Raw genomic sequence first — 24,293 nt, 5'->3', positions numbered from 1 at the left:
GCCACCAGCCGGATCGTCTCCCCCGAGACCTCGAGCCGAGCCGCGATCACCTCTTTCGGATCGACCACACCCACTGAGGTATCCAGCGCCAGCAGCACCCGAGCCCGCCGGATCATCGAGGCCGGATGAACCCCCGTCGTGGTCACCCGAACCAACTCATCACGATCTGCCGCGGTCAACGTGACCGGACGCTTCTTCTGCGAAGGCATGAGCGCCGTCCTATCAGGCAGAGGGAAAGGAAAGCTGCCAGACACCAACCTCCCGACCCGACACACCGGAACTAAGCAGCGACACGCTACTAGGTACTCGTCGCCATCCAGCACTCCGTTGCTGATCAATCTGATCAGTTCGCCGGTGAACGCCGTGTACTGATCGCCCGGGGGCGCGATCGCAACGGCGTTCTCGGCGGAGGCCGCGAGCAGATAAGTGCCCTGGACTTCAAGGAAAGCCCCGTCGTCGGGCGATTGCACGCCGAACGCGCGTGCGCTGTAGCAGCAGTCGATCACTACGATTTTTCGGTCGGCGGGGCTGTGCTCGATCGAACGCCGGATCCACTCGTACGGCGCCGCCGTGTCGTGCACTGACGTCCAGTCGCTGTCCGCAACAGCCAGATGCAGTTCGCCTGTTCGGGGTTCGATCAGTCCGTGCCCCGCGTAGTACACGACCAGAGTGTCCGTTGCTTCCTGGGCCGCTTCGGCTACCGGCTTGGACAACTGTCGCGGGGTCTGGGGGTTCAGCACCACGCGACAGTGCTCGGGGGGAAGCCCCCAGATGTCCTGCTCGGTGAAGAGGCTTCCGAGCGTTTCCGCACTGTGTACTACGGCGGGCAGACCATCGAGTGTCTCGAAGAAGCCTGCGCCTATAAGCACCGCCCGTGAGGCGGAAGGATCAGGCAGAGAGGCCATCAGGGTCCCCGACAGCATCGACTTCCTCGGCCTCATCGATGCCGTCGGAGTCGGCGACCAGCAACTCGACAAGCCGCCGGGCTTCTTCGGGAGAGGAACCCGAAATCGTGACCGTCAGACCTTCGGGGCGATCAACGGTCACGCTAGGATGCAGCGGACGTGTCGCGCGCCAGGCGACCAGGGACATGGCGAGCGATGCAGCACTGAAGCCGCCGCTCACCACGAGCGATACCAGGTCGAGCACGTCACCTTGCGCCCCTGGTGTCGACGGATGTGAAGCACCCAGTGTCGGCTTCGCATGGCGACGGGCGGCAGGGTCTGCCATCAGCCACATATACAACGACCTTAATTCTGCCTCCGGCCCCCGCACATCTCTAAACCCAAGCTGTAACCGCACCAGCACCCCCCGATTTCGCGCCCAGGCACGCACGTCACTACCGAAAAGAGTACCGTTCAGCACCGTTTCGTCGTCCACACCTCGTACCTCCCCTTCAGAGGCGAAGCACCCGTTCGACGAGACGAGCCTGCTCCGGCTCGAGCTCGCTGTTTTGCCAGGCGCGGGACAAGCACCAACCTCAGACAAGCAGGAACATCCAGTTCCGCTCATGCGTACTATCTCTAGAGATCTTTAAGGGTGCGGGTTACGTGGGGTCGTGACGGTTGTTGTGGGCTGCGCTATGCCGGAGGGATGAGGTATCCCGATGGCGGAGGGCTGACGGCTGAGGAGCGGGTTCGGCGTGAGCGGGTCCGGTTGGCGGCCGCCGATCTGATCGAAGCGGGGGCCAGTGACCGGGAGGTCGCCCGGCAATTCAGAGTGACTCGGATGTCGGCGAACCGCTGGCGGCGGGCGTTGGCCGCGGGCGGTCGGCAGGCCCTGGTCTCCAAGGGCCCCGGTGGTGTCCGCTGCAAGCTCGATTCGAGTCAACTGCGTGTGCTGGAGCGGGTGTTGGATGCCGGGCCTGCCGCGGCCGGCTGGAGCGACCAGTGCTGGACTCTGGCGAGGATCGCCGAGGTCGTGCGCCGCCGGTTCGGTGTCGAGTACACCCTGGCCGGGATGGACCTGCTACTGCACCGCATCGGCTGGAGCGTGCAGGTCCCCTCCCGCAAGGCCGCCGAGCGCGACGAGGAGAAGATCGCCGCCTGGAAGGACGAGCAGTGGCCTGTCATAAAAAGACGGCGGCGGACCTGGGCTCCTGGCTCTGCTTCGAGGACGAAGCCGGCCAGGGCCTGAGGCCGCCCAAAGGCCGAACCTGGGGCCGACGCGGCCACACACCAGTGGTGCGGGTCACCGCCGCGGGCACCATACGCGTCTCGATGGCTGCACTGATCTGCACCAAGCCCGGCCACCGGCCCCGGCTGATCTACCCCATCCACCTCGACCGCGGCCCCGCCAGGGGCCGGCGCAAAGGCTTCAACGAGACCGACTACGGCCGCCTGCTGGATGCCGCACACCAGCAGCTCGGCGGCCCGATCGTCCTGGTCTGGGACAATCTGAACACGCACGTCAGCCGCACCATGCGGCGGCTGATCGAGGCCCGATTATGGCTGACTGAGCCTTTTCAGCGGTGCCGCTCCAGGGTGAGGATGGCGGCTGCGATTGACGACATTCGGTTCGGGCTGCACCGGGCCTTGCGGAAGATGCGCCAGGACTTCAGTCGTGCGACGCCGCGCTCGACCGGTGCCCGCGCGGCGGACAGCGCTCGGTTGACGGTTTGCTGGGTTGGCGTGAGGTTGCCGCCGGGTGGGCGTCTGCGTGGTGTTGTCACCCATGGGCCGGCGCCGATGTAGGCGCGGTCGGCGAGGATGGGGACGCCCTGGCGTTCGCAGATCCGGAGGATCCGGTGGGTGCGTGCCGCGGTCAGGTCGTGCGCGCGGCCGGGCAGTGCGGGTGAGATCCACAGCAGCCGTCCGGCTGGATCGGTCATCACCTGCACGTTCACTCCGTGGCGTCGGTGTTTTTGGGAGAAATCGGCCCGGCTGTCGCCGACCCGGTCGCACTCCGCGAGGGTGCCGTCCAGCAGGACGTAGTCGGGGTCGGCTTCGCGCAGGGTCCGCAGGAGCCCGGGTGCGCGGTCGGCGAGCAGGTCGATGACGGCTGCTACGTAGGCGTGGGCGGTGCCGACAGAGATACCGAAGCCGGCCGCGAGTTGGGCGAGGGTTTCGTGCTTGCGCAGGTACACCAGGCCGACCAACGCACGCTGGTGCGGCGGGAGCTTGCAACGTCGGTCACCCTCACGGGTGACGATGAGCATGGTGACCCACTCGACCAGGGCATGCGGCAGATCGAGTGCGGCAGGATAGGCAACCAACAAGGCTCCTGCGCCGCTGAGTTGAGACGTCGAACACCTCCCTCAACGGCATAGGAGCCTTGTCCGTTGCGGACGGCGACGTCGTCACCCGATCAGTGGCCACTCTGAAAGAGCTCACTGTCTACCATCTACCGCCGTACGAACCAGAGTTCAACCCGGTCGAGGGCGTGTGGTCACACCTGAAACGGTCCCTGGCCAACCTCACCAAACACAGCCTCGATCAGCTCACCGCGCTGGTGAAGAACCGGCTCAAACGGATGCAGTACCGACCCAGCCTCATCGATGGCCTCATCGCCAAGACCGGCCTCGACTTCCAACCGCCGTAACCTCAGCCATTGAAGATCTCTAGATTCCGGCAGGCTGTCGCAGTGACGGCCTGCGGGCCATCCGGTCATCACAGACGGAATATCTCCATCCCCTGGCGCATACGGTTCCTGCTCTTCACCACCGTGCTCACGCACTGCAGAAAGGCCCATGTCATGTCTGAAATCCAGGCCAGCAGTACAGAATTGACATCGCAGTACATCGCCCAGATCACAGGTGACCTGGAGCGCAACACCAAGGAGCAGGAACGCATCGGCGCGGAAGTCGACGCCCTGCAGGAGCAGCTGCGCACTCTGCAGCATGACCACACCGAGCCCCTTCCAACCTGATCGCAGAGGACACAAGGTGGCCGGTTCCGTGAGGCATTGGAGCTCCTGGTGGACGGTGGCTCGACGAAGTTCCACCGTTCTGCCAGGAGCCTCGTGTGCTTGCGTATCCGCCGTCGATCGACCTGTCCAGCCGTACCCTGCGGGTTCCTGACCGCCCAACTCGCTTCCCGGCAACAGGAGGATCGGCACGCAGCGTCGACGTCTGACACCAAGCCGTCAGGCCCTCCTGGCTCTCACGCCCTCCTTCAGCGGGCCGGAGGAAGAGGACGAACGCGTATGGAGCGGGGTCGATCTCGCCCCAAACTGCTCAGCGCCGCGTCAGATCAGAGATCACCGCGAGTGTCCACGAGCGGAGAGCTTTGATCACGTCGAGTGGCGGCGTGTCCTCCTGCGCGGTGTTCCGCTCCGTGTCGTACTGCTCCCACAGCGCTTCCGACTCCCTGATGCTGTTCGGCGCTACCAGTGGAGCGTCCAGGCATGAGACTCGCGTGCGTTCGGCCTCCATCTTGCCCGCGTCCCAGTCCGCCATCCGGTCTGGCACCTGATCCGGGGCGGTCGTATAGCCTGTCTCGATGGTCTTGAGTGACGCCCGGAAGTCGATGACGGCTTCGACGCAGGTCCGGGATCGTTCGCGCTCCTGAGCTTGCCGATCCATCCTGATCGGAAGCCAGAACGCCACCAGGGCGATCGCCAGACCGATCAACGCGACGACGAAGTTCAGGTTCTCCAGTAGCGTCTTCCATTTCTTTACGGCTGCGCCTTCGGCTTCCTCGTTAGTCACGCGGGTTACCCGCACTTCTTCTCGACGAGGACGACAGACTCGGCTGATTTAGTGCCGTTCTGTGTCCTGGCGGATACCGTGCTGGTCGTGCTGGTGAGTCCGCACTCCAGGTCCTCCGCGCGGGGGAGGATGGCTGTGAACTTCAGGTACGCGCCACCGCCCGGGGCGAAGGAACCCAAATTGATGCCGTCACCCATGACTCCGTCTGCGGTTTTCTTCCACTCACCGCCCGTAGCCGACATGGAATAGTGGGTGCTATCAGGAACGTAGTGGAAGCCTGCCGGAAGACTTTCCTTCAGAACCACGTAGTTCTGTTGCGTGGTACCGGTGTTGCGGTAGCGGAGTTTGTACTCGACGCGAGTTCCCTCCGTGAACCGAAGGCCGCTCTCTTGCGCATTCGTGGCGGCACGAGAGACGGCCTGACTGATCACGAAGTTGGGCTGGTCAGCGACGAAACGGAACTGCACATGGCCCGTGCACTGTTCCGCCCCGGTGACGACGCCGTCCTGGGACGCGCACCCGATGAGGGTTCCCGCCCCGGAGAACAGTTCCTCCGCGGGAAGGGGTGCACCCTTCGGTAGTGCTCCGGTGTACACCCGTGAGGAATCCGGCAGGATGCGCAAGGACACCGGCTGATCCGCGGGTGCCACCAGTGCCAACGACCTCCACAGAGGAGAGGGCGCGGTGTTGTCGGACTGAACGAACCCGGTGATGCGCTTACGACCCTTCACCTCCGCGGGTAATTGCGCGCGTACCCGGGTGCCCGTACTCGCTCCCCGCCCTGTGCCGGGATCAGCGTCGTTCCGGAAGAAGATCGACGCCTCATAGGTCCGGCCCGGCTCCAGACTGACGTCTCCTTTCGAATACCACTGGCCGGTGGAGACGTCCTTGAGGGCGAGAAAATTTCTCTCGTCCCCGTGCTTGGGGTTGTCGGTCACCGAGTTCAGCACTGCGCTGTCGGGGCGGCCGTTCTCGGTGAAGGTCTCTCGGCCGGGGCCCCAGCCTTCAGTGACGACGCTCAGATCGAGACCCTTCCGCCCCTCCCCGTCAGATTTGTCGCCCGGATCGCAGGCGCTCATGGCCAGAAGCCCCGGTAGCACCAAAAGGATGACGGTCGGCCGGCCGCGGCCGACGGCCCTCGACCGACACGGAATCCCTGCGGCGTCATGTCTGATTTCGGTTCGCTGCACACCCCACCCCTCCCCCTGCCGGTGCCCTCACGGACATCGCCTGTGCCGCGTCACCGACCGGCTCACCAGGTGTACCCCAGGATCAGGCCGTCTCGCCCGGCAAGGCAACAACTTCCGCTTTGTGCATGGAACGAACGCAAGTTGTGGTGAGCCGGGCGAGCCGTTTGTAGCAGCAGAGGGCTGCGGCGAGGCCGAGGAAGGCCAGGTAGTTGCGGGGATGACGTTCGTATGGGTGGTTGAGTCTGCGGTAGCCGGTGAGCCCCTTCCAACCTGAAGTGCCATCTCAGGGGCCTCAGCTGGCACGGGCTCAACACTGAAGAAGCCTCCGTGGACGGGCTCGCCGTAGGGAGTCGCCCCCACACCCTGTCCGGTTGTATTGATGTGCGCCAGACCCTCTGGCAGTGTGCGGACATCATCAGTTCTTACCGGACGCGGGCCGGTTTCCATGAACGGCAAGTTCCCTGAGCGTGTCGACACCGTTCGGGGGTGTAGATGTCACACCCGAGACCAGCCACGCCCGGCCTCGCTTGCGGCACCTGCGTCGGGTGGTGCGCGAGGTGGGCCGCCAGCGCCCGAAGGGTGACCGATGCAGGTCTCCTGCCTGGTCAGTGAGTGCAGTTCGAGTCGCTGCTGAACTTCGTGGTGCTGGCCGAGCCCCATGAGCACACGCTGCTGTTCGCCGATCCTCCCGACTCGGCTACGGCTGCTGACGAAGGGCGTCTGTTCACGCACGGCACGGCGGTGCGCCTGCTGGCTGAACAGCCTCTCAGCTTGTCCTACACAGCGATCGAGTCGCGTCTCCCAATTGGCGGTCGAGTCGTCGCGGGGGCCCGGGCGGCCAAGTCCCGTAAGCCATCCAGCGGCTCAGCCTTTACAGCCATACCCGGAGCCCCCGGGCCCTCCGATCCTACGAATGATCGGATCAGACCCACGCGTAAAAGGTAGGACAGCCCTTAGGAGGATCAACCGGAGCAGCTATCGTGCCCAATCACTCCCGTCACGCACGTCTACTACGTGAGATCGCCGACGCTCTGGACACCGAGTTCCAGCCAGCTGACGAGACTCTCACGCCACACCCGGACACGCTGGACATCATCGCAACCGGTACACCAAACGTGGACAACTCAACTACGCCGTCCCCGATGTCCTCCAGCTCCAGCGACGCATTCGCCGCTACAACGCCGAGACCGACATCGCCCGCGGAGACATCGTCGCGCTGGCCTCGGCACCTGGCTCCGGGCAGAGGGCTACCCACCCGATCCCGATCTCTCTTGCCCATGACGGGCGTCCTGGAAGTCGGCGGCTACGATGCGCCCTTTGCGCCATTCATTCAGGACCGCCTGCACCGTTGTTGCCCCTGTTCCGATTCTCGAAGTGCACCCACCGGGCGGGCCGCCGTCGGGATTTTCAACCTCAGGTGACTCAGTACTTGCCTCCCGCCACAAATTGGGAACACCCGTGCGAATTTAATGCCGCCTCCGGAGGCGCGAATTCACCTGACCGAATATGGCAGCTGCACGTTTGGCGGAAATACGCCTTTGTCTCCACCTCCTGGACGCTCGTAGCCTTGTGGGACCTTGCGGCCTTGCCGTGACCTAAGTTCACCGTTCGGGGGATTCAATGGGAGATCAGCTGTCGCTCGCGACAGTGGCCACGTCAGCCATGCCTCAGGTATTCGCGTTTCTCTTTGGCCGCCTCGGTGCTGTACTCGACCGCCGTCGCGGAAATGACACCGCGGCCTCGACCGAGCCGGCGACCTGCCCAGTCCTGATTGAACCGGAAGCTCCTCTGCTCATTCACGACGAAGAACTGACCGAGCAGCGGATTCGCCGGCTGGAAGCTGTGGCTCGGGAATTGGCCGTCTACCACCGCAACCCCGCTCTGATTCGACACAATGACGAGAACCTGCTGCAAGCGATGAGTGAACTGCGCGACGACCTGGAGGCGATCTACGGGCAGCCTCTGTCCTTCACTGGCGAACGGCGTTCTGCACCGGGCGTGAGCGTCAGGCAGATCCTTGACGAAGTCGAGGCAGACGGGGTGGCCCGGGCAGTCAAGGTGGGACGGGTAACCGCCGAAGCGTCAGCCGACATCGAACAGCGGACCAGAGTTGTGCGCCAGGGCGGCGAGGTCACTGCACTCGAAATCGACGGCACGCTCGGATAGCTCTCGCAGTCCGAGCGGGATTCCGGGCGGCACACCACGGGGGTACGGGTGAACGATCAGCAGGACTATGGGCTGAAGCCACCTCACGAGAACGGCCAGCGGTCCGAAGGCCCGCGCTGGGGTGAGACCAGCTCTTTCACATCCACGGACACATCGCAGACGCCGGACACCGTACCGCCGGACGCGGATGAGCAACTGGATGAGGAACTGCAGGAGCGCCTCAAATACCTTCTGGACACGGAGGCAGTTAAGCGTCTCCGGCAGATGGCCCTGCTCAACCTGGGTGAAATGAACGCCCTGAAAGTCACGGCGAGTTTCGAAAACCCACTTGATCACAATGAATTTTCGGACACCTACCTCAATGCGCTGCGCACCGTTTACGTGCGCCCTGATGGAGGTGACTCGTTCGACGAAATCTATCAGTGGTGGAAGAACCCCGGATCTGTCGTGGTACTCGCCCAGAAGCCGAGCACGGGGCGCACGACCACCGCGTGCGCGCTCCTCGCACAATTGCGTCATGAATTCCCGGCCGTACGTGTGGGACCGCTCAGCTTCGGCGGTGGTCTGGAGTTCCCCTTGCGCCGCCTGCCGCAGGCGGAGAACCGCGGCTATCTGCTCGAACTCCCGCCTGATGAGGAAGGCTTCGAGATAGCCGACACGTTCGGTGCGACGATCGAGCGATTGCAGTACACGCTGAAACGTCGCAGTGCCCGGCTTGTGGTGCTGAGCACACCGGAGCAGTGGCGCCGCGTGGGCGGTGGTGCACCTGAGGGCATCAAACCCTCCCTCGGGGTGCCCTCGCCATTGGAAATCGCCCGCAAGTGGCTGGGCGCGGAGGGGCCACCTGATCTGCCGGTCGACCGATGGTTGACCGATGACGACATCATCGCCTTGCTGAATGGTCAGCCACCGGTGGAGGCCCTGGAAATCGTCAGTCTCATTCTGGACGCGCACCATGCCAACGACAGCAACCTGCCCAACCTGGAGGCGCTGGCACGTAAACGGAAGAGCGGCGGTGACACACCGTTCGACCGGCAGGTTCTCAGTGTCATCGCGGCCCGCAACAACTGGCGTCCCCAGCTTCTGGCTTGGCACAAGGAGTCCGGCCGTACCAGCTTCCAGCGCAACTTCCTGCTGACCTGCGCCACCTTGCGCGGAGCGTCCGTTGCGCACGTCTACGCCAGCACGGCCGACCTGGCATCCGTCTTCGGGGACGGTGACCCATCCCTGAGGGGACAGCAGGAACCCGGCGTCATCGAGATGGTCGACTCGATCAAAGCCGAACTGCTGGCCGACGACACCGTCACCTTCAACCGCCCCGAATGGGACGACGCGGCACTGGAGTACTTCTGGGTCGATCGGCCCCTGTCCCGGGTGAAGTTCCTGGAGTGGCTGGCCGACGCCCCCTTGAAGAAGCCCAAGACCGCGCTCGAAACGCTCACTGACGCAGAACGGCAGACGATGGCCGAGCGCATCGGGAGCTTCGCTTTGCGGTGGGCGGTACGTCATCGTCGACAAGAACCACTGCGCCAGCTGGTCTGGCGCTGGCACAACACCCCGCTATGGCCATCGGCCGTGGAACTCCTCACGTCAGCCTGTCTACAGACGGCCAGCGCCTCCTACATCCACGAAATGCTGCTGCAGTGGGCCAGGACCGGCAACGCCGCCCAACAACTGGCCACCGTGCAGGTGTGCGCCGGGGAGTTCGGGGTCCTCCACACCGGCAAGGCGCTGCGGCGGCTGCGCCATGCAGCCGGCTCGGGAGACCCGGAAGTACGCCGAGCGCTGCAAGGAGCTGTGCACAGTCTGTGGAGCGATCCCAGCGCACGCCGGACTCTGTTCGGCTACGTCATCGACTGGTGCAGGGAAGGTGGGACCAAGCTGGTAGCCGGGCAGGAAGCATTCAGGGCCCTGGCCGAGTCGACACACCCCGATGCTCCCACGCTCCCAGCCCTGCTCCCCCACAGCGACGAGGCGGAATTCACGGCTCCCGTCGCCGATCTGATCGTCGGCTGGCGAGCACTCCTTCAAGGTACGGAAGGATTCGAGCGGGACGGCCAGGCATCGGCGGTCGTGCGTCTGTGGCTGGACGCGGCACTCAGTCATCCCCACATACACGCTGACGTGCTGAAGGCCTTGAGCACAGCGGTGAAGCTCCCGGAGCAGGCTGGCACGCCAGGCGAGAGCCCTCGCGACCGGCTGCGAGCAATCGCACGGCAATGGGCCAAGGCCGCCGCCCTCCAGCAATCGGCAGGCCGCATCGAGCTCCCGTCTGCCGGGCTGGCCCACCGCGCCGTGTACACGGAGCTAACGCAGCTACTCGACGACGGCATCATCGAGACCTTCCAGCAAGCCCTAACCCAGGCCGACAACGAGGAAGAGCCTGCATGATGCGACGCCGCACGCGCCGCGACAACCCTTCCGAGCTGACCCGTCAGACGTGGACATCCGTCTTCCACGACCGCCCGGAAAGCCGTGATGCAGGCCTGTCATTCGATACAGTCATCCGCGTTGAATGGCGTCACTCACTGCATGGTCCGACGAACCCGGACGCCCGCCATGCAGCAAGCCGCGTCGCACGGCTCCTGGTGGAAAAGCAACTGGCCAGCGACTCAGTGGGCCGCATCGCAGCCGCCGAACAGGAACTCGCAGCGACACTACGTGACCAACTGCCCCTCCACCGTGACGGCATTGAACTACTCAACATCAGCGTGACCCTGCGCGTCGACGACGACGCAGCGGAACGCGCTCGCCTCATGGAACGCGCCCGGCATGAGTTCGAACTCGACGAGATGGATCGCCGGCAGGCTCGCGCCCGCGTGGAGTTCCTGCGCGACGAACTCCTCGCGAATCCAGCAGCGGCACGCCTGTACATGCTGCTCCAACACTCCTCCCGCATCGGCGGCCCACCCGAGGGAAGCGATCCCGAAGAGCTGGTTCGGCAGATCCATCAGTGGCATCCGCATTCCCGCTGGGTGCTGATCGCCCAGACACTGCACACGTTCGTCAGCAGGCTCACTGAAGACAACGCGCAGGACTTCCTGAAAATCCTGCGCAGCGCGATGGCCACACTCGGCCACCGGCACCTGGCCGAGGAGATCGCGGCCGCCGAGGAAGCGGAGTGAACCTCAGCCTGCTGCGCTGGGTACTGGCCCCGCGCACGAGCCTGCTCGCGCACCGCATCCGCACGAACAGAGATCACGAAATGTCCCCGGACACAGCCTGGCGGCTGGCCCGGTTACAGCTGCACCCCGACGAGGTGCCCTACCGCAACCATGGCCACGGCCCGCCGTCTTGACCGTCGCTGGCTGACCGGGCTCAGCGCCTTCACTCGCACCTTGCTGACGGCCTGAGCTCCCAATCACACGGTGGGGATCGCATTGCGCGCGTGGATCTCGTGGACCGACCAGCCGCGGGCCGTCATCGCCTCGACGTACGGTTCGGCTCGTGTGCGGTACGCGGCGAAGGCGAGCAGGTGGGTGGGGCGGGTGGCGCCCACGAAGACGAGCTGTGCCGCGCGCTGGATCGTGACGAGGGCCTTGGAGGCGTCCTGCTGTCGGCTCAGGAGTCCGAGGACCTCGTGTACGTCGTGCTTTTTGCCGCTGCGTTCCAGGCATTCGAGGATGAGTGTGGCCGCGTGGGTTTCGCCCTTGGCGCTCTGGATCGATCCTGCAACCGACGCCACTACACCCTGGTCCGCATCAGCCGACGCATCGGGCACGGGCGCTGGCTGGGCGATGTACGGGATGTGGGCAAGGGGATCTGCGAGACGGGCGACACCTTTCAAGGGGCTCTGAGTCAGGTCCGGCAGCAGCCGCAGAAGCCGGGCGGTGAGGACTGCCCATTCGACGTGGCTGTTGAGAGGGCTCGTCAGCAGATCGTGCAGAAGCAGGCGTGCCCGGCCTCCGGCGGTGGCCGGGTCTCGGTCCAGTCGCCTCAGCGGGGGCAGACCGCCGACACTGGCGAGTCGGGCTACATCACGGATTGCGCTCCACAGGAGTGTGATCGCTGCGTGGTTGTCGCCGGATTGCCGCTGAGCCTGGGCGGCGCGTGCCGTCGTGATGAGACTGCCGGTTGTCTGGACCGGCATGCTCGTGAAGCCGGGTACGTAGCAGGAAAGGGATTGAGGAAATGCCTTGGCGCTTCCCCGCGTGAGGCGGGCGCCCAGGACTCGGGGCGGGTTATCCAACAGCAGCTGGCGGGGGACCGTGGCCGCTGCCATCCGTTCGAAGGCCGGTACCACTTCCGCGACGGTGTCGTCGTCGAAGAGCAGGAGGGCGACGGTCCCGTCGTGGCCGGCGCCATCGATGCGTTGGCGGCGGTGGACCGTGAGGTCGCTGGCGAGCGCTGCGATCTTGCTGCCGAACCTGCGGCTGACGGGGAGTTGGGCGGCGTGCGGCAGGGGGAACGACGAGGGCTGTGCGGCATCCGGTGCGTCGGCGAAGATGCGCTGGTTGACGTCGCCCACGCGCTGGGCGACCGTGCCTGCCGGGCCGAAGATCTTGTCGAGCAGGCATTGCTGGAGGCCGCTGGTGTCCTGCATTTCGTCCAGGAGGACGAAGGGGAAGCGGTGGGCTGCGGCCAGTGCGAGTTGGGCATGATGAAAGAGGTGGTGCTCGGCGAGGGCGAACATGTCGTGGTAACGGAAGATGCCTCGCTCGGCGAGCGTTTCCTTGAGCGCGGCGAATTGTTGGCCACTGTCGCTGGATGCTTTGAAGGGAGGAGTGCCGTCAGGTCCTGTCGCGATCAGGTCTCCGGCGTCGCAGACGTAGCGGGCCTCGGCGACGAGTGCGGGACCGTTCGTGCGGTGCCCGAGTGCGGTGTTGAGTTTCCGGAACCGGGGGTGGCGTTCGAGCAGCCGGAGGGCCTCGTCCTCGTAGGCGTCGTCGTCGACGGTCTGGACTTCAATGCCCCGGGACCGTAGGGCCGGCAGGGCGAGGAAGGTGTTAGTGAAGGCCTGAATCGTGCCGATGAAGTGCGGGTACTGCAGCAGGCGGCGTCCCGCCGGTGTGACGGTGAGGCGGTGAGTGATCTCGTCCTTGGCCGTATTGGTGTGAGACAGGACGCAGATGCCGCGTGTGGGCGAGGCCCATGCCTGACCCAGGAGGGCGAGCTTCAGACCGATCAGGCTGGTCTTGCCCGAGCCGGGAGCTGCCTGGAGGTCCAGGGATTCCAGGCTCTGGATGAAGTTCCACTGCTCCTGGTGCGGCAGATCGAGGCCGAGCTGCTGGGCGAGGGATTCGACCTTGTCCTTGATGAAGGCGTCGGGCGCATACAGGGATGTCATCGCTCAGACCTCGCTGCACAGGTACGTGAAGGCGGCCACGAGGTAGGGCGGCAGGTCTTCATCGGTCACGGGCGTACTCTGCAGCAGCCGGGCCGCGTGATGGGCGGCGATCGGCTTACTGCCCCGACCCATGCGCAGCGGCTCATAAATGTCCAAGGCCGCCTTTTGCAGGGGAACGTTGCTCTCTCGCCACTTCTTGACCTCCTCCTGCGCCAGTCGGTCCAGGTCGGCGAGTCTGTCCGCGGTGGGCCAGGTGGTCTTGGAGGCGACAGCAGCGCGGACGGCCTGGTGCATCAGGGTCGCCATGGTCCAGGAGCCGGCGGCCAGGTCGTACTCCAACGTCCAGTGGTCGGAGACGAAGGTGCGTACGTGGCCGCTGTCCTCCTCTTTCAACCCTGCGACGTGGTCGTCGATCTCCTGCTTGGTCATCTCCGCCGAGCACTTCAGCTTCTTGCGCATCTCCTCCGAAGTACCGGAGGGAACCAGGTCACGGTCCCGGATGCAGGCCACCGCGACCGGTATCTGCTCGCCCTCCCGCTGGAAGATCCGGCTGTAGCGGAAGAGACCGACGCCACCGACGTTGACGACGCTGACACCGCATTCGCTGAACGACCGGCCGACCGCCTGGGCGAGGGCGGGCAAAACGATGGCTTCGGCGTCGCCCTCGACGATGGCGACGCTGCGGGCGAAGAACAGGTTGGCCTTGGTCACGTCGAGGAAGCGGGTGAGGAAGGCGTAGTCGCCCTCATCGAGCCTGGTTAGTCCCGGTGCCAGGCGGAAGGTGGATCCGCGGGCGACGAGGGTGAGGTGTTCGACCGGGATGGCCGAGGCCAGGTTCGGGCTGTGGGTAGTGAGGATGACCTGGACCGGCGGCGTCTCCGCTGTGTTCGCTGTCTCGGCGCGATCCCGCAGGAGGTCCATGATGCGGGTCTGGAGCTGCGGGTGGAGGTGAGCTTCGGGTTCCTCGATCAGCAGCAGGGGCGCGATGACGCTGTTGCCGAGTAGGAGCAGTTCGGCCGCCATGAACAGGGCGTTGTTGTAACCCAGACCGTGTCTGGTCCACTCCCCCGTGCCAGCGAACAGCGTGAGCTCCAGCCGCTCCAGCGCGCGGGCGAGCGTGGCATCACCCGCGACGCCGATCTCACCGCGCAGGACGTCGGAGCCGATGGAGAACTTCTGCAGGTAACCGGTGTTGATGTCGTCCCGGGCCGTCCTGATGGCCTCGTTGTCGCTGATGTGCCGCTCCGCGCGGCGCAGGATGCCCACGAGGGTGGAGGCGCTGTCGTCCTCCTCGTCGAAGTCGTCCTCACCCTGGGCACGCATGGCGGGGTAGCCGGCCAGGATTTGTGACAGCCGTGATCCGCGGCCGGAGCGCAGTTCGGCCTCGGCATCCCGCAGGGGCCGCAGGTAGGTGGCCTTCAGCAGTTCACGTGCGGCACCGTCCAGAGCGGGCCCCTGCCCATCACGGCCTGTGCGGGTGGTCATCGCGACGCGGTGGGGACGCAGCGGGTCCATCAACTCCGCCTTGACGGTGACGTAGAGGGCGACGTTGCCGTCAGCGTCCGTGGTGAGCAACTCAAGGAAGACGGCCTGTTCTTCCGTTGTGAGGTCCTTGAATCCGCAGGTGATCTTGAAAGTGCCCGCGCGGCCGCCGGGTCCGACGTGCAAGTCGTCGCGTGTGATGCGGTAGAAGTCAGCGGCGGTCGTCAGCAGGCACAGGCGGATCGCGTCGATGATGGCCGTCTTGCCGCTGTCGTTCTCGCCGACGAGGACATTCGTGGCGGGACCGAAGTCCAGGCTCAGGCTGGCGTCCTTGTCGCCTTCCTTCTGCGGCGCCGCGCCGAAGATCCGGAAGTTTTCCGCATACAGACAGGCAAGGTACACCGACATCCCCCGAGCGATGAGGCCCGCGCCCTCGACGACACAGGCGGTTGCAACCGCCTCAAGTGCCCCACCTGCATGCGGTTCTGACGCATCATACGATTCATCGCGACACTGGTGCCTCGTTAGACGAATCCCTCCCCATGGCTGGAAATGGACACGTCAGGCCGCCAACTCCAGACAGCAGGAGATGCTCGGCTTGAGCGCGGACAGGTGACGCCAAGCGGATACCCCGGCGCGGCCAGTGCCCTCAGGCCCGCCACATCGACGAAGATCACCAGGCCAGATGCCGCCGGTATCTCTACTCCGCAACAAAAAAATGGGAAGCCCATGCGCATGCTCGCGCGCGCTTCACTCACCATGCTCTGCGGGACCGGAGCCGTATTCGCGGCCGTTCCCGGCGCTCAGGCCGCATCCGCTCCGGCCACCGACTGCTCATCGCGCATGACGCTCCCTCACCGATGGGGCGGTTCTGCCAGAACGGCCAATCACAGCCGTCCGAAGACCGGGACCCGTCCGAGAACCTCGGCGGCATCCTCGGCCTCCTGCTGGACATCCTCATCGACTGACGACGCAGGACCCGTCATCTCGCGCCATCACGACCGCGCGTTCCGCAGGACCATCGCGGTCAAGCAGAGCGCTCCGCGTCACTGAAGCGGCGCAACTCCGGCCCCGAGCTGAGGCCGGCCGTTCGCAACGCGTGTGCGCGCTCGAGGGGAAGGGCAGGCGTGGACTATGCGACCCTCCCGACGCGCCGGTCCCCCGCGGGGGCGCTCCGGAGCAGGCGCTGCGGTCAATGCCAGCGCCTGCCACGGCTTCCACCGCTCACGCCCCGACGATGACGCCGACCCCGCTGTCCCGGCCGAGGACGCCGCGGATGCGGAGTGGTGGCGCAGGGAAGCCCAGCAGCTCAGAAAAGCGATGAAGAGCCGCCCCACCATCGACATGGCGCGCGGCATCCTGATGACGGCCTACTCCTGCAGCCCCGACGACGCCTGGGAGATGTTGGTGACGGTCTCGCAGCACAGCAACACCAAACTGCATGAGGTGGCCGAAGCGCTGGTGGCCGCGACGGCCCGTCAGGAACCGCTGCCTGAAAGGCTGCAGCAGCATCTGGCACCCGTGCTAGCCGCCCGGCGACGGGGATGAAACGGGCGGGCGCCCGGAAACAGGCAGGTGACGCTGCAGGCGGGCGCCCACGCAGTTTGCAGGGATGCACGGGCAAATCCGTTGGCTGTCGGTGTTCCCTGCTGGAACGATCCTGAAATGACCGACCACCGTGACGCCGTCCTCCGCCTGTGGGGTCGCCAGCTCTACGAGCGTCAGTGCGAGCCACTCGCCTGGGCGGTGGCGGTACTGGAGGCCACCGGCCGCCCGCCGACCGCCGTCACCGCGGCGATATCCGGCCGACTCGACGCCCTCGCTGATTCCCCATCGGACCCGGCATGGCTCCTGTTCCGTACGGTCGCCAAGCTGGCCGCGAACCTGCGGGGCGACGGCCTCTACGACGCGGATGTCGGTACCCGAATCGGCCCACTGGCCCTGCGGGTGGGCGAGCTCGAACCACCGCTCGCCCACCCGCTCGGGGACGCACTCGGCCCCCCGCCGGAAGGGCCGACTTCCCTCGTCACCGTCCACGCCGCCGAGTTGAGCAGGCCCCGCACGATCCGGCTGCGGGCGATCGACGCCCTGCTGGAGTGGGCCGAGCTCGGCCATCCGCAGGCCCGGGCGGCCCTGTCCCAGGTCGTCTCCGACCACCGGACGCAGGATGTCACCGTCTGGACCAAGGCGCTCAACCGGATCGCCCTGTTCGGCGACGCGAGCGTCGAACCGGGTCTCCTGCGCGCGCTCGCCGACACCGGGCACAGCGGGGTGCGGTGGTCGGCGCTCGCCTGTGCCGAACTCGGCTTCCACCGGGCCGTCCCGCTGATCACCGGCCTGCTGGAGCATCCCGATCCGATGGTCCGCGAGGGCGCCTGCGAGGCGCTCGGCCTCCTCGATGAACCGGCCGCTGTGCCTGCCCTGACAGCCCGGCTGAACGACGAGACCGACTGGGTTCGCAGCAGGGCCGCCCTGGCGCTCGGCCAGATCGGCGGCGACCGGGCACTCGCTGGGCTCTGGCAGGCCATGATGGAACGCCGGAACCCGAAGGCCAGCTATCTCGCCTCAGCGATCGCTGCCTTCGGCCCGCCGGTGGTGGACGACCTGATCGCCCTCACCGCCGATCCGGACCCGGACCTCCGAGCACTGGCCTGCCGCGCTCTCGGCTCCACCGCCGACGACCGGGCCCTGCCGGCGCTGGAACGCCTCGCCGCCCACGACCTCGCCAGAACCACCCTCGGCGGCCTCGTGGCAACCGCCGCCAAACAGGGGCTGCGGACCGCGCACCGCATTCGCGCGCGCACCGCATCGACCTGAGCTCGACGCTCGTCTCGACTGACGGTCATCCTGAACCCAGGGCCACGTGGCACGAGGAGACCAAGGCGTGTTCTCAGAACACTGCGAAAACCGTTCCTGGTTTCCACATGCGCAGCCAGGCCTGAGGAGACGGGTGGGCCACCAGACCCCGTCCTCCTTCCCCCGCTACTGAAAAGGACCCGGATCCTCCAAGGATCCGGCCTGATGCGGGAGCTCGGCACCACCTCGTGGGCTGACCACGGAATCGAACACCACGCCCCCGGCGCCCTGGGTGACGAACACGTTGTCGAACTCCAGCGCCTTGCTCGTCTGATCTACTCCTGCGACAGCTGGTGGTTCCCGCTCCTGGAGCAATGGGAGAAGGTCGGCCAGGGGTTCTCGGACATCGAGAAGCGACAGCAGGCCATGATCGTGCTGCTCGACTCACTCAAGGCTCTCAACGGCGGCAGTCTCCCCAGCGGCATCGCAGCAGTGGACATGTCCGGGTCTGACGGCACACCCCGAAGGGCGCACGCATGAAGGCCGCCCTGTGGCGGATGCTGCTAGCCCCTCTGACCAGCCTCCGAGCCATGTTCATTCAACGGCGCAGCGCAACACCCCTGTCCTACGACGTTGCCTGGCGCCAGGCCCGCCTGGACCGTTGTCCCGACGAAATGGTTTACCGACTCTACGGTCACCAAGCCACCGCACCCCACCAGACATCCAGTGCTCAGTCACCCTTGTCCCCGCCAAAGAAAGACGAGCCGACCGACCGACTCCCCTGACCGACGTCTCCACAAACACATTTGCCCTGTCCTGATGGACAGGGCAAAGAACGTTCATGCGGCAATGGTCAGCGGCTCGTCCAGACGCTCCCAGGCTCCGAGCACCGCCTCGTGGGCGTCCGGCTGCAGGTGTAACGCGCTGGGGAGTCTGGAAGCTCTCGTGACCGAGGAGATGCTGGACCTCGTAGAGCGAGACTCCCTTCAGGACCAGCCATGAGCGCCTAGGTGTGGACTCTTCACGATCTCGCAGGCTTCCTGCGACGCCATCAAACGCTCCGTGGCAGTCAGTCAACTTATAGCCCCTCGTGTGACGGTGAGCCCCTGCCCCAGGCAGCTCAGGGCAAAGGGCGGATCAGCGTCGGCGGGGCACGTACCGGCCACTACTCGATCAGCATGAAACAGCAAGCGCCCCGCCAGGCCGAAGCCTGACGGGAGCTTGTGCGAGACGATCAGTCTTCACCAGCGGACAGGCCGTTCTCAGACCTCCCGGGGATCGTGCTGGTCGAGCGCAGCCAGCACGCGAGTCGGATCGTCGATCAGATTGAACAGGCCGCTGGTCCGTCGCGCCCACTGCGCAGAATCCTCTCCCTCCACGAACGCCGCGGCCGACGCGAACTGGTCCTGGAGGTTGACCGGCAGTTTGCCAGCCAGGGACGCACCGACCTCTCGGCCCAGGTCGGCTCGCGACGATGGCGGCCGCGTGAAGCGGGCCAACTTGCCGGCCGCCGGGACGGCGGTGCCGCTCACGCCCTCGAGAGCCGCGACGGCATCGCGCACCCAGCCGCCATCCCAGGTGTCGGGGAGCGGAACAGCGATCCGCTGAACGCTGGCGATCGCGTCCCTCCCCAGCGCGAGCGAGAGCCCTCCCGAATCCTCGTGGTAGTTCAGGTAGCGGGCGACGTCGACGCCTGGCGGGCAGACCTCGTCGAGCCCGACGTCGCCGACGAAGTTGCTGGGGTCGACGAGCCACCCCTCCCGCACCACGACGGATGGCTTCAGACGGACCCGATACAGATAGAACTGGCTGCGCTGGTCGGACTGGTCGCGGATCCGACGCAGCATGTTGTGGACAGCGGCCTCGTGCGTGCCGACGTGGAGTGCCTTCGCCCGCTGCCGCGCGGCCCACGCGGAAACCCGCTGCTCTCCGCCCATCCTCCTGCGGGCCTCGGGAGCCAAGACGGCTGCCGGGTCGAAGTCCCGCGTCGGCCAGTCCGGCTGCGTGCTCGTGTGGTACCAGGAGAACTGCGCGACCCTGTCGTCGTCGAGTGCCGGGTCGCCGGAGTCGACCGTCACCCGAGGCGAGTCCTCGTGCTCGCAGGTCATGCCGCAGCCGGGGCAGGTTTCCGTCGCCTGCTCCCACCGATCGATCCAGTCCAGATCGACGCGCCACCGATGATCGCAGCGCCCACAGAGCATCTGCCGCTCGCGCCAGAAGTCGATTTGCCGTTCCACGGCACCATTCTCCGGAAGCGTCCGACGGAGAACCAGCCTCAGACGAGGGTCTCGAAGCCGCCGGAACTCCGCTTCCGCGGCATCTGCTTCGTCGCAGAGCAGGTCGACGATCTACTCCGCGGACCTGCTGGGATCCTCGGAACGCAGCTCAGCCGGGCGGCGGGCAGCGTACCGCTCCCGCGAAGGCCATCTCGGCGTTGAGCAGGGACTCAGACATGGCAGCGAGAGAACTGCTCGTGCTTCAACCCTACGGGCGGATGCGTCCGATGCGACGAGACCCCGGCAGATTCGTCGGGGCCTCGTCGCGCACCGAGGATCGATTCCCTACAAGGCGTTCGCCGTCTTGACGCTCGTGTTGCCGATCGGCACGTCGATCCGGTCCCGAGCGACGACGACCCCGTCCTTGACGACGTAGCACTCGACGACGTGCTCGCCCTTGAAGTCCGAGTGCTCGACGCGGACTCCCCGCTTGCTCGAGTCGACGATCTGGCCGCGGATCGCGTCCCGCCGCTCGGCTTCCGCACCACGATTGAGCACCTTCCACTTCAGCGTGTAGGGCTCCCCGACCGAGCAACTGGTGACCACGAACCTCAAGCCCTTGTCGGCCCTGAGCAGGATCCCGCCGCGACGCATCGCGCGGAGCCAGGTTGGACGCCATCCGGCCTGCGTGACCTCGCAGTCGATGGACACAGTCTCGGACACGTCGACCGGGAACTCATCCTCGATGAACTCCTCGGTGTCCCTGAACGACCGGGACGACTCGCTCGCGCTCTTCGCCAGCGGCACCGACGTGCCGAAGACCTCGCGCCACTTCTTGCTGGCGGACGTCTTGCCTTCGTCCTCGATCGCCTCGAGGCATCGGTTGTACGCCTTCTTCGCCTTCGGCTGGAACTGCGCCTTGACGTGGACCCGCTGCCGGCTGCCCAGCGCCAGGTAGTACTCCTGCTCTGACTGATCCTTGAGGAATTCAAAGAAGTCGCAGGCCATGAGGTCGAACGAGCCTGTGCCCGCTGCGTCGTAGTCGTCGGTCTGGTCGAAGAAGTTGTAGACGAGGGTGTCGATGAGCAGGCCGCCCATGTTTACGCCGTTCGCGTTCTTCCATGCCCGGGCCATCCGGGCGAGGTGGCGCATGTTCGTCGAGGTGCGGTCGTTGCACTCCTTGGTCGCAGCGATCTCCTCGCGCGGCTTGGTGACCTTCCAGCCCTCAGCCTTCGTGTCCGGGTAGTCGAAGCTGCCATCGGCGTTCTCGAATGCCGGCTGGACCTCGAACTTGAAGGCGTTGGACGTGAACCGCACTCGGACGACACACTGGTCGACGCGGATATCCGTGTTCTTGTACCGCGCCTTGAGGTCGTCCCGGACCCTCTCGAGAATTCTCCGCGGGCCGGTGTCCCCCTCGTAGCTTGACCGGATCCCGGGCGGGAGGATGAAGATCATGTCGAGGTCGGACACGCCCTTGATCGCGGTGTGTCGGCCGAACGATCCGACCATCAGCTTGTAGTCGGTGCAGCCGTCCTTGTCGCGGAAGTCCTTGTTGAGCGCCTTCGTGATCTCGTCCCGCCGTGAGGCGACCGTCGTGGCCGTTTCCCCGACCTTCAGGTTCTTGAGCAGTGTTTCGAAGATCTCTGAGGTCTTCATCGTCATGCCTCGCCTTCGCCGAGCCGGAGCGCCTCCGGGAGGAAGAGGTCAATCTCGCGCGAGGTGAACGTCATCTCCTCGTTGTTCTGCAGCCTGCCCTGGGCGCGCGCGAACGCCCTGCTGCTCGTCCTGGGCGCGTCGGCGTAGGCGTCGCGCGCGGCCTGCTGCAGCTCGTCTCGCCGCTCTCGGCCCTCCGCGTTGGAGACGGTGCCGGACATCAGGTCGGCGATGAGGGAGATGTAGGACTCCCGAACGTCCCATAGCCGAGAGGCGATGCCGCGGTGGGCCTCGGACTCCTCCTCGAACTTGAAGGTCTGCGTCCCAAGGCTCATCCAGCTGACCAGGAGCGCGATAGAAGAGGTCGCAAGACTCGTCAGCACTGCGTTGCCGAGCAGGCCGACCACCGCAGCAAGGAAGGTGCCCGAGCTGATCGCGGTGAGAGCAATGAGGACGCCCTGCTGCCACCGGTGCTTGGTGAAGCAGATGTCCGCCTGCTTCTCATGGGTCTTGTGGCTGTAGACCACGCGCCCGAAGGCCTCTCGCAGCTGCGCCAGAAGGTACGGGTCGCGGTCAGGCACCGCGTCGCTCTCGGGTGTCAATTCGTTCCTACTCGGTCGAGGACTCCTGGACATGCGCCTGAACGTCAGTTGCACATCTTCTGAGTATGGCGGCGACCACTGACACTCCGACCGACTTGAGCTACCTCCCGTTCAGGCCGCGCTCGATCCGGCCCCGCCCTGCGGCTCTCTCCTGCTTCGCGCAGGTAGCGGAGACCAGTGGACACGATGCCGCGGAGCCGCTCGCCCTCCTTCTCCGCGGCGGCCCCGCGAAGCTCCTGGATCCCGGCCCGGGCGAGAGCGAAGGTCAGAGCAACTGGTACTGATCCGGGCAGACTGGGGCCAGACCTAGCAGCTCGCCGACGCCTGTGCCGCGTGCGCGGTGGTGATTCCGTAGGCGGCGACCGTCCCGGAGCCCCCTGCGTCGTGCAACGGTACGGCCCGCGAGTCGCCAGCGGCCGGCCGTTGACCTCGATCACGCGGGACCGCTCGCCGTCAGCCGCAGCTCGACATGAAGCACTCCCAGCTCAGGCCCAGAGCCCGGACCTCGGCGGCCACGACCCCTTCAACCGGCCGCTCGACCTACGCGGCATCGTCTGACCTTCGCGATCACCCGCAAACAGGACTTTGAAACGGCCCTGCCTCATGCCTCCTGCGTCAGGTACGAGAAGACACCGCGGGAGAAGGAGTACCTGCTTGTACTTCACTGCATGACCCTATTGAGCCCAGGAGGACCGAGGCTCAGCACTCCGAACGCGGAAAAGGCATGGAAAGGCATGACGAGGTCATTCCCTACCCCGGAGGCGTCAGGCCAGGGTGTGTCAATTTAACGGCTGATCTTGATTGTTGAGTGGTCAGTTGTTGCTCGGGGTCAGGCGTCCTTCGAAAGCGATCTGGAACGCGTTGAGTGGTGCTTTCCAGCGCATGGTCCACCGCTTGCGGCCCTTCCCTGTCGGATCCAGGCTCATCAGCGCCATGTAGATGCACTTGAGGGCGGCGGCCTCGTTGGGGAAGTGTCCGCGGGCGCGAACAGCTCGGCGGATGCGGGCGTTGACGCTCTCGATCGCGTTCGTGCTGCAGATGACCTTGCGGATCTCGACGTCGAAGGAAAGGAAGGGCACGAACTCGGCCCAGGCGTCCGACCACAGCTTCACTATCGCCGGATACTTCTTCCCCCACGCCTCCTGGAACTCCAGGAACCGCTCCATGGCCGCGTCCTCACTGGGCGCCGTGTAGACGGGCTTGAGCACCTTGGCAATCTTGTCCCAGTCCTGGCGGGCGGCATAGCGGAAGGAGTTCCGCAGCAGGTGAAGCCGTAAGGATTCAACGTGGTGTTTCGTCTCCTACCGCGACGAATTTGAGTACGTCGTCGGCCGTGGCGAAGTGTCGTTCGGCAGGCGTCACGGCCTGTCGGGGCTGTTCACGCCGACCCGTGTGGGATGGAGATACAGCTGCGCCGTCTCTCGTGTGGTGTGGAAATAGGAGCTGAGGTGCTGGTAGGGCAGATAACCTTCCTGCTCCCCGAACGCTGCCATCAGGTCGGCGGTGTTGCGGATCTCGTTCGTCAGCCGGACGACTTCAAGGTCCGGGTGGGCGGTGCGTTCGTCGACAGCGGCACGGTGAGTTGCTGCCACCTGAGCAGCGATGGCCGCATCCAGCACTTCACGGTGCTGGAGAGCGTCACGCCTTCGGTTACGGTCGCTCCGCCTGATGGGCGGTACGGAACCAGGAGGAAGCCGAAGAGCAAGTACCAGAGCGTGTCGAAGATCCACGCCGTGAACAAGAACACGCCAGAGCCAGGACGATCAGGCCGTCAAGGAGAACGAGCAGGGTGCCCTTCCACCGTGCTGCCACCTTTACCCCGAGTACGAGCAGCTCACCGTGCAGGCGCCGATAGCCCCAACTTGGATTTTCCCTGGCCAGGCGCAGCACCAGCGCCCGGATCGAGTGCACGGGCGGGGCAGGCCTCCGCGCTTCGGCCGGGACGGGGAAGCGTGTCGGCGGGCGATGACGTTGCGGTGCCAGCGCAGTACCGTGTCCGGCCGCACCAGCAGCCGCATCCGGCGCAGCACTTCCCGTGGCAGGCCATGGAGGAGCGACGCCAAAAACGCCCGGTCGCTCGCGTGGAACCGGACCTGCTGCCCGTTCAGCTGCCGTTCCAGAACGCCGATCTGGTGGCACAGAGCGAGGATCTCGACATCTTTCGCCCGGTCGCTCATCGCCAGCAGTCGCAGCATCGCGAACGCGTTCGGCACACCCAGGTACGCCAGTCTCAGCAGCACGACCGATCAT

Annotated in this window: 22 protein-coding genes and 3 pseudogenes; 11 read left to right on the top strand and 14 right to left on the bottom strand. The window is 65.7% G+C overall.

Features of this window, described 5'->3' with window-relative positions:
- The coding region (locus AB0D14_RS21685) for a caspase family protein (protein WP_362781360.1) at positions 1-923 on the bottom strand (923 nt) is incomplete at its 3' end.
- A complete protein-coding gene (locus AB0D14_RS21680) occupies positions 889-1,380 on the bottom strand; it encodes a hypothetical protein (protein WP_362781358.1) in 492 nt (163 codons plus the stop codon). The genes AB0D14_RS21685 and AB0D14_RS21680, both read right to left, overlap by 35 nt.
- Before the next feature lie 213 nt (positions 1,381-1,593).
- Here AB0D14_RS21680 and AB0D14_RS21675 point away from each other — a divergent pair, with 213 nt between their 5' ends.
- Positions 1,594-2,136 carry a winged helix-turn-helix domain-containing protein gene (locus AB0D14_RS21675; RefSeq protein WP_362781356.1) on the top strand — a complete coding sequence of 181 codons (543 nt, stop codon included), beginning with the start codon at positions 1,594-1,596 and terminating at the stop codon, positions 2,134-2,136.
- Between the two features lie 328 nt (positions 2,137-2,464).
- Here the strand turns inward: AB0D14_RS21675 and AB0D14_RS21670 are convergent, their stop codons facing one another.
- Positions 2,465-3,214 (bottom strand): transposase family protein, encoded by a 750-nt coding sequence (locus AB0D14_RS21670; RefSeq protein ID WP_362781355.1) that lies wholly within the window; start codon positions 3,212-3,214, stop codon positions 2,465-2,467.
- A gap of 59 nt (positions 3,215-3,273) precedes the next feature.
- On the opposite strand from AB0D14_RS21670, the gene AB0D14_RS21665 reads away from it, so the two are divergent.
- Complete coding sequence (locus AB0D14_RS21665; RefSeq protein WP_362781353.1) at positions 3,274-3,540, top strand: transposase; 267 nt, start codon at positions 3,274-3,276, stop codon at positions 3,538-3,540.
- Between the two features lie 153 nt (positions 3,541-3,693).
- Complete coding sequence (locus tag AB0D14_RS21660) at positions 3,694-3,867, top strand: hypothetical protein (RefSeq protein WP_362781372.1); 174 nt, start codon at positions 3,694-3,696, stop codon at positions 3,865-3,867.
- A 307-nt stretch (positions 3,868-4,174) separates the two neighbouring features.
- On the opposite strand, the gene AB0D14_RS21655 is transcribed toward AB0D14_RS21660, so the two are convergent.
- From AB0D14_RS21655 to AB0D14_RS21645, 3 genes and pseudogenes are all read right to left on the bottom strand, one after another.
- On the bottom strand, positions 4,175-4,648 hold the full coding sequence (locus AB0D14_RS21655) for a hypothetical protein (RefSeq protein WP_362781352.1): 474 nt from the start codon (positions 4,646-4,648) through the stop codon (positions 4,175-4,177).
- 5 nt (positions 4,649-4,653) lie between these two features.
- Positions 4,654-5,727 carry a hypothetical protein gene (locus tag AB0D14_RS21650; RefSeq protein WP_362781350.1) on the bottom strand — a complete coding sequence of 358 codons (1,074 nt, stop codon included), beginning with the start codon at positions 5,725-5,727 and terminating at the stop codon, positions 4,654-4,656.
- A 253-nt stretch (positions 5,728-5,980) separates the two neighbouring features.
- A pseudogene (locus AB0D14_RS21645) lies at positions 5,981-6,097 on the bottom strand (IS5/IS1182 family transposase); the annotation flags it as partial.
- 1,361 nt (positions 6,098-7,458) lie between these two features.
- Here AB0D14_RS21645 and AB0D14_RS21640 point away from each other — a divergent pair.
- Genes AB0D14_RS21640 through AB0D14_RS21625 form a run of 4 tightly spaced genes read left to right on the top strand, consistent with a single transcriptional unit; the run spans position 7,459 to position 11,302 of the window.
- Positions 7,459-8,004: a hypothetical protein gene (locus AB0D14_RS21640; RefSeq protein ID WP_362781349.1), complete on the top strand. Its 546-nt coding sequence runs from the start codon at positions 7,459-7,461 to the stop codon at positions 8,002-8,004.
- 48 nt (positions 8,005-8,052) lie between these two features.
- Positions 8,053-10,395 carry a hypothetical protein gene (locus AB0D14_RS21635; protein ID WP_362781347.1) on the top strand — a complete coding sequence of 781 codons (2,343 nt, stop codon included), beginning with the start codon at positions 8,053-8,055 and terminating at the stop codon, positions 10,393-10,395.
- Positions 10,392-11,129, top strand: a complete 738-nt coding sequence (locus AB0D14_RS21630; RefSeq protein ID WP_362781346.1) for a hypothetical protein — start codon at positions 10,392-10,394, stop codon at positions 11,127-11,129. The genes AB0D14_RS21635 and AB0D14_RS21630 overlap by 4 nt, the downstream gene beginning before the upstream one ends.
- Positions 11,126-11,302, top strand: a complete 177-nt coding sequence (locus AB0D14_RS21625) for a hypothetical protein (RefSeq protein ID WP_362781344.1) — start codon at positions 11,126-11,128, stop codon at positions 11,300-11,302. The genes AB0D14_RS21630 and AB0D14_RS21625 overlap by 4 nt, the downstream gene beginning before the upstream one ends.
- A 63-nt stretch (positions 11,303-11,365) precedes the next feature.
- On the opposite strand, the gene AB0D14_RS21620 is transcribed toward AB0D14_RS21625, so the two are convergent.
- Positions 11,366-13,291, bottom strand: coding sequence for a UvrD-helicase domain-containing protein (locus AB0D14_RS21620; RefSeq protein WP_362781343.1), 1,926 nt, complete (start codon positions 13,289-13,291; stop codon positions 11,366-11,368).
- A gap of 3 nt (positions 13,292-13,294) precedes the next feature.
- Positions 13,295-15,181 carry an AAA family ATPase gene (locus tag AB0D14_RS21615; protein WP_362781341.1) on the bottom strand — a complete coding sequence of 629 codons (1,887 nt, stop codon included), beginning with the start codon at positions 15,179-15,181 and terminating at the stop codon, positions 13,295-13,297.
- A 726-nt stretch (positions 15,182-15,907) separates the two neighbouring features.
- Between AB0D14_RS21615 and AB0D14_RS21610 the strand changes: the two genes are divergently transcribed.
- The 3 genes from AB0D14_RS21610 (at position 15,908) to AB0D14_RS21600 (ending at position 18,109) form a co-directional block, all read left to right on the top strand.
- The gene (locus AB0D14_RS21610; RefSeq protein ID WP_362781339.1) at positions 15,908-16,321 is read left to right on the top strand and encodes an ANTAR domain-containing protein; all 414 of its coding nucleotides are present in this window, start codon (positions 15,908-15,910) and stop codon (positions 16,319-16,321) included.
- 117 nt (positions 16,322-16,438) lie between these two features.
- The gene (locus AB0D14_RS21605; RefSeq protein ID WP_362781338.1) at positions 16,439-17,590 is read left to right on the top strand and encodes a HEAT repeat domain-containing protein; all 1,152 of its coding nucleotides are present in this window, start codon (positions 16,439-16,441) and stop codon (positions 17,588-17,590) included.
- 204 nt (positions 17,591-17,794) lie between these two features.
- Positions 17,795-18,109, top strand: coding sequence for a hypothetical protein (locus AB0D14_RS21600; protein WP_362781336.1), 315 nt, complete (start codon positions 17,795-17,797; stop codon positions 18,107-18,109).
- Between the two features lie 722 nt (positions 18,110-18,831).
- On the opposite strand, the gene AB0D14_RS21595 is transcribed toward AB0D14_RS21600, so the two are convergent.
- The 3 genes from AB0D14_RS21595 to AB0D14_RS21585 form a co-directional block, all read right to left on the bottom strand.
- A complete protein-coding gene (locus tag AB0D14_RS21595) occupies positions 18,832-19,806 on the bottom strand; it encodes a hypothetical protein (RefSeq protein WP_362781334.1) in 975 nt (324 codons plus the stop codon).
- A 324-nt stretch (positions 19,807-20,130) separates the two neighbouring features.
- Entirely contained in the window at positions 20,131-21,444 is a 1,314-nt protein-coding gene (locus AB0D14_RS21590) for a nucleotidyltransferase (protein ID WP_362781333.1), read from the bottom strand.
- A 2-nt stretch (positions 21,445-21,446) separates the two neighbouring features.
- A complete protein-coding gene (locus AB0D14_RS21585) occupies positions 21,447-22,043 on the bottom strand; it encodes an SLATT domain-containing protein (RefSeq protein ID WP_362781332.1) in 597 nt (198 codons plus the stop codon).
- Between the two features lie 65 nt (positions 22,044-22,108).
- Here AB0D14_RS21585 and AB0D14_RS21580 point away from each other — a divergent pair, with 65 nt between their 5' ends.
- Positions 22,109-22,327 carry a hypothetical protein gene (locus tag AB0D14_RS21580; RefSeq protein WP_362781330.1) on the top strand — a complete coding sequence of 73 codons (219 nt, stop codon included), beginning with the start codon at positions 22,109-22,111 and terminating at the stop codon, positions 22,325-22,327.
- A gap of 528 nt (positions 22,328-22,855) precedes the next feature.
- Here AB0D14_RS21580 and AB0D14_RS21575 read toward each other — a convergent pair.
- The 3 genes and pseudogenes from AB0D14_RS21575 to AB0D14_RS21565 form a co-directional block, all read right to left on the bottom strand.
- Positions 22,856-23,329 (bottom strand): annotated as a pseudogene (locus tag AB0D14_RS21575) (transposase); the annotation flags it as partial.
- 72 nt (positions 23,330-23,401) lie between these two features.
- On the bottom strand, positions 23,402-23,662 hold the full coding sequence (locus tag AB0D14_RS21570; RefSeq protein WP_362781329.1) for a hypothetical protein: 261 nt from the start codon (positions 23,660-23,662) through the stop codon (positions 23,402-23,404).
- A 184-nt stretch (positions 23,663-23,846) separates the two neighbouring features.
- Positions 23,847-24,283, bottom strand: a pseudogene (locus tag AB0D14_RS21565) (integrase); the annotation flags it as partial.
- Between the last annotated feature and the right edge of the window lie 10 nt (positions 24,284-24,293).

The sequence above is a fragment of the Streptomyces sp. NPDC048484 genome (assembly GCF_040651415.1).
GTDB lineage: Bacteria > Actinomycetota > Actinomycetes > Streptomycetales > Streptomycetaceae > Streptomyces.
Note: the sequence above shows the minus strand (reverse complement) of the source record. Positions and strands in the feature narration are given on the sequence as shown.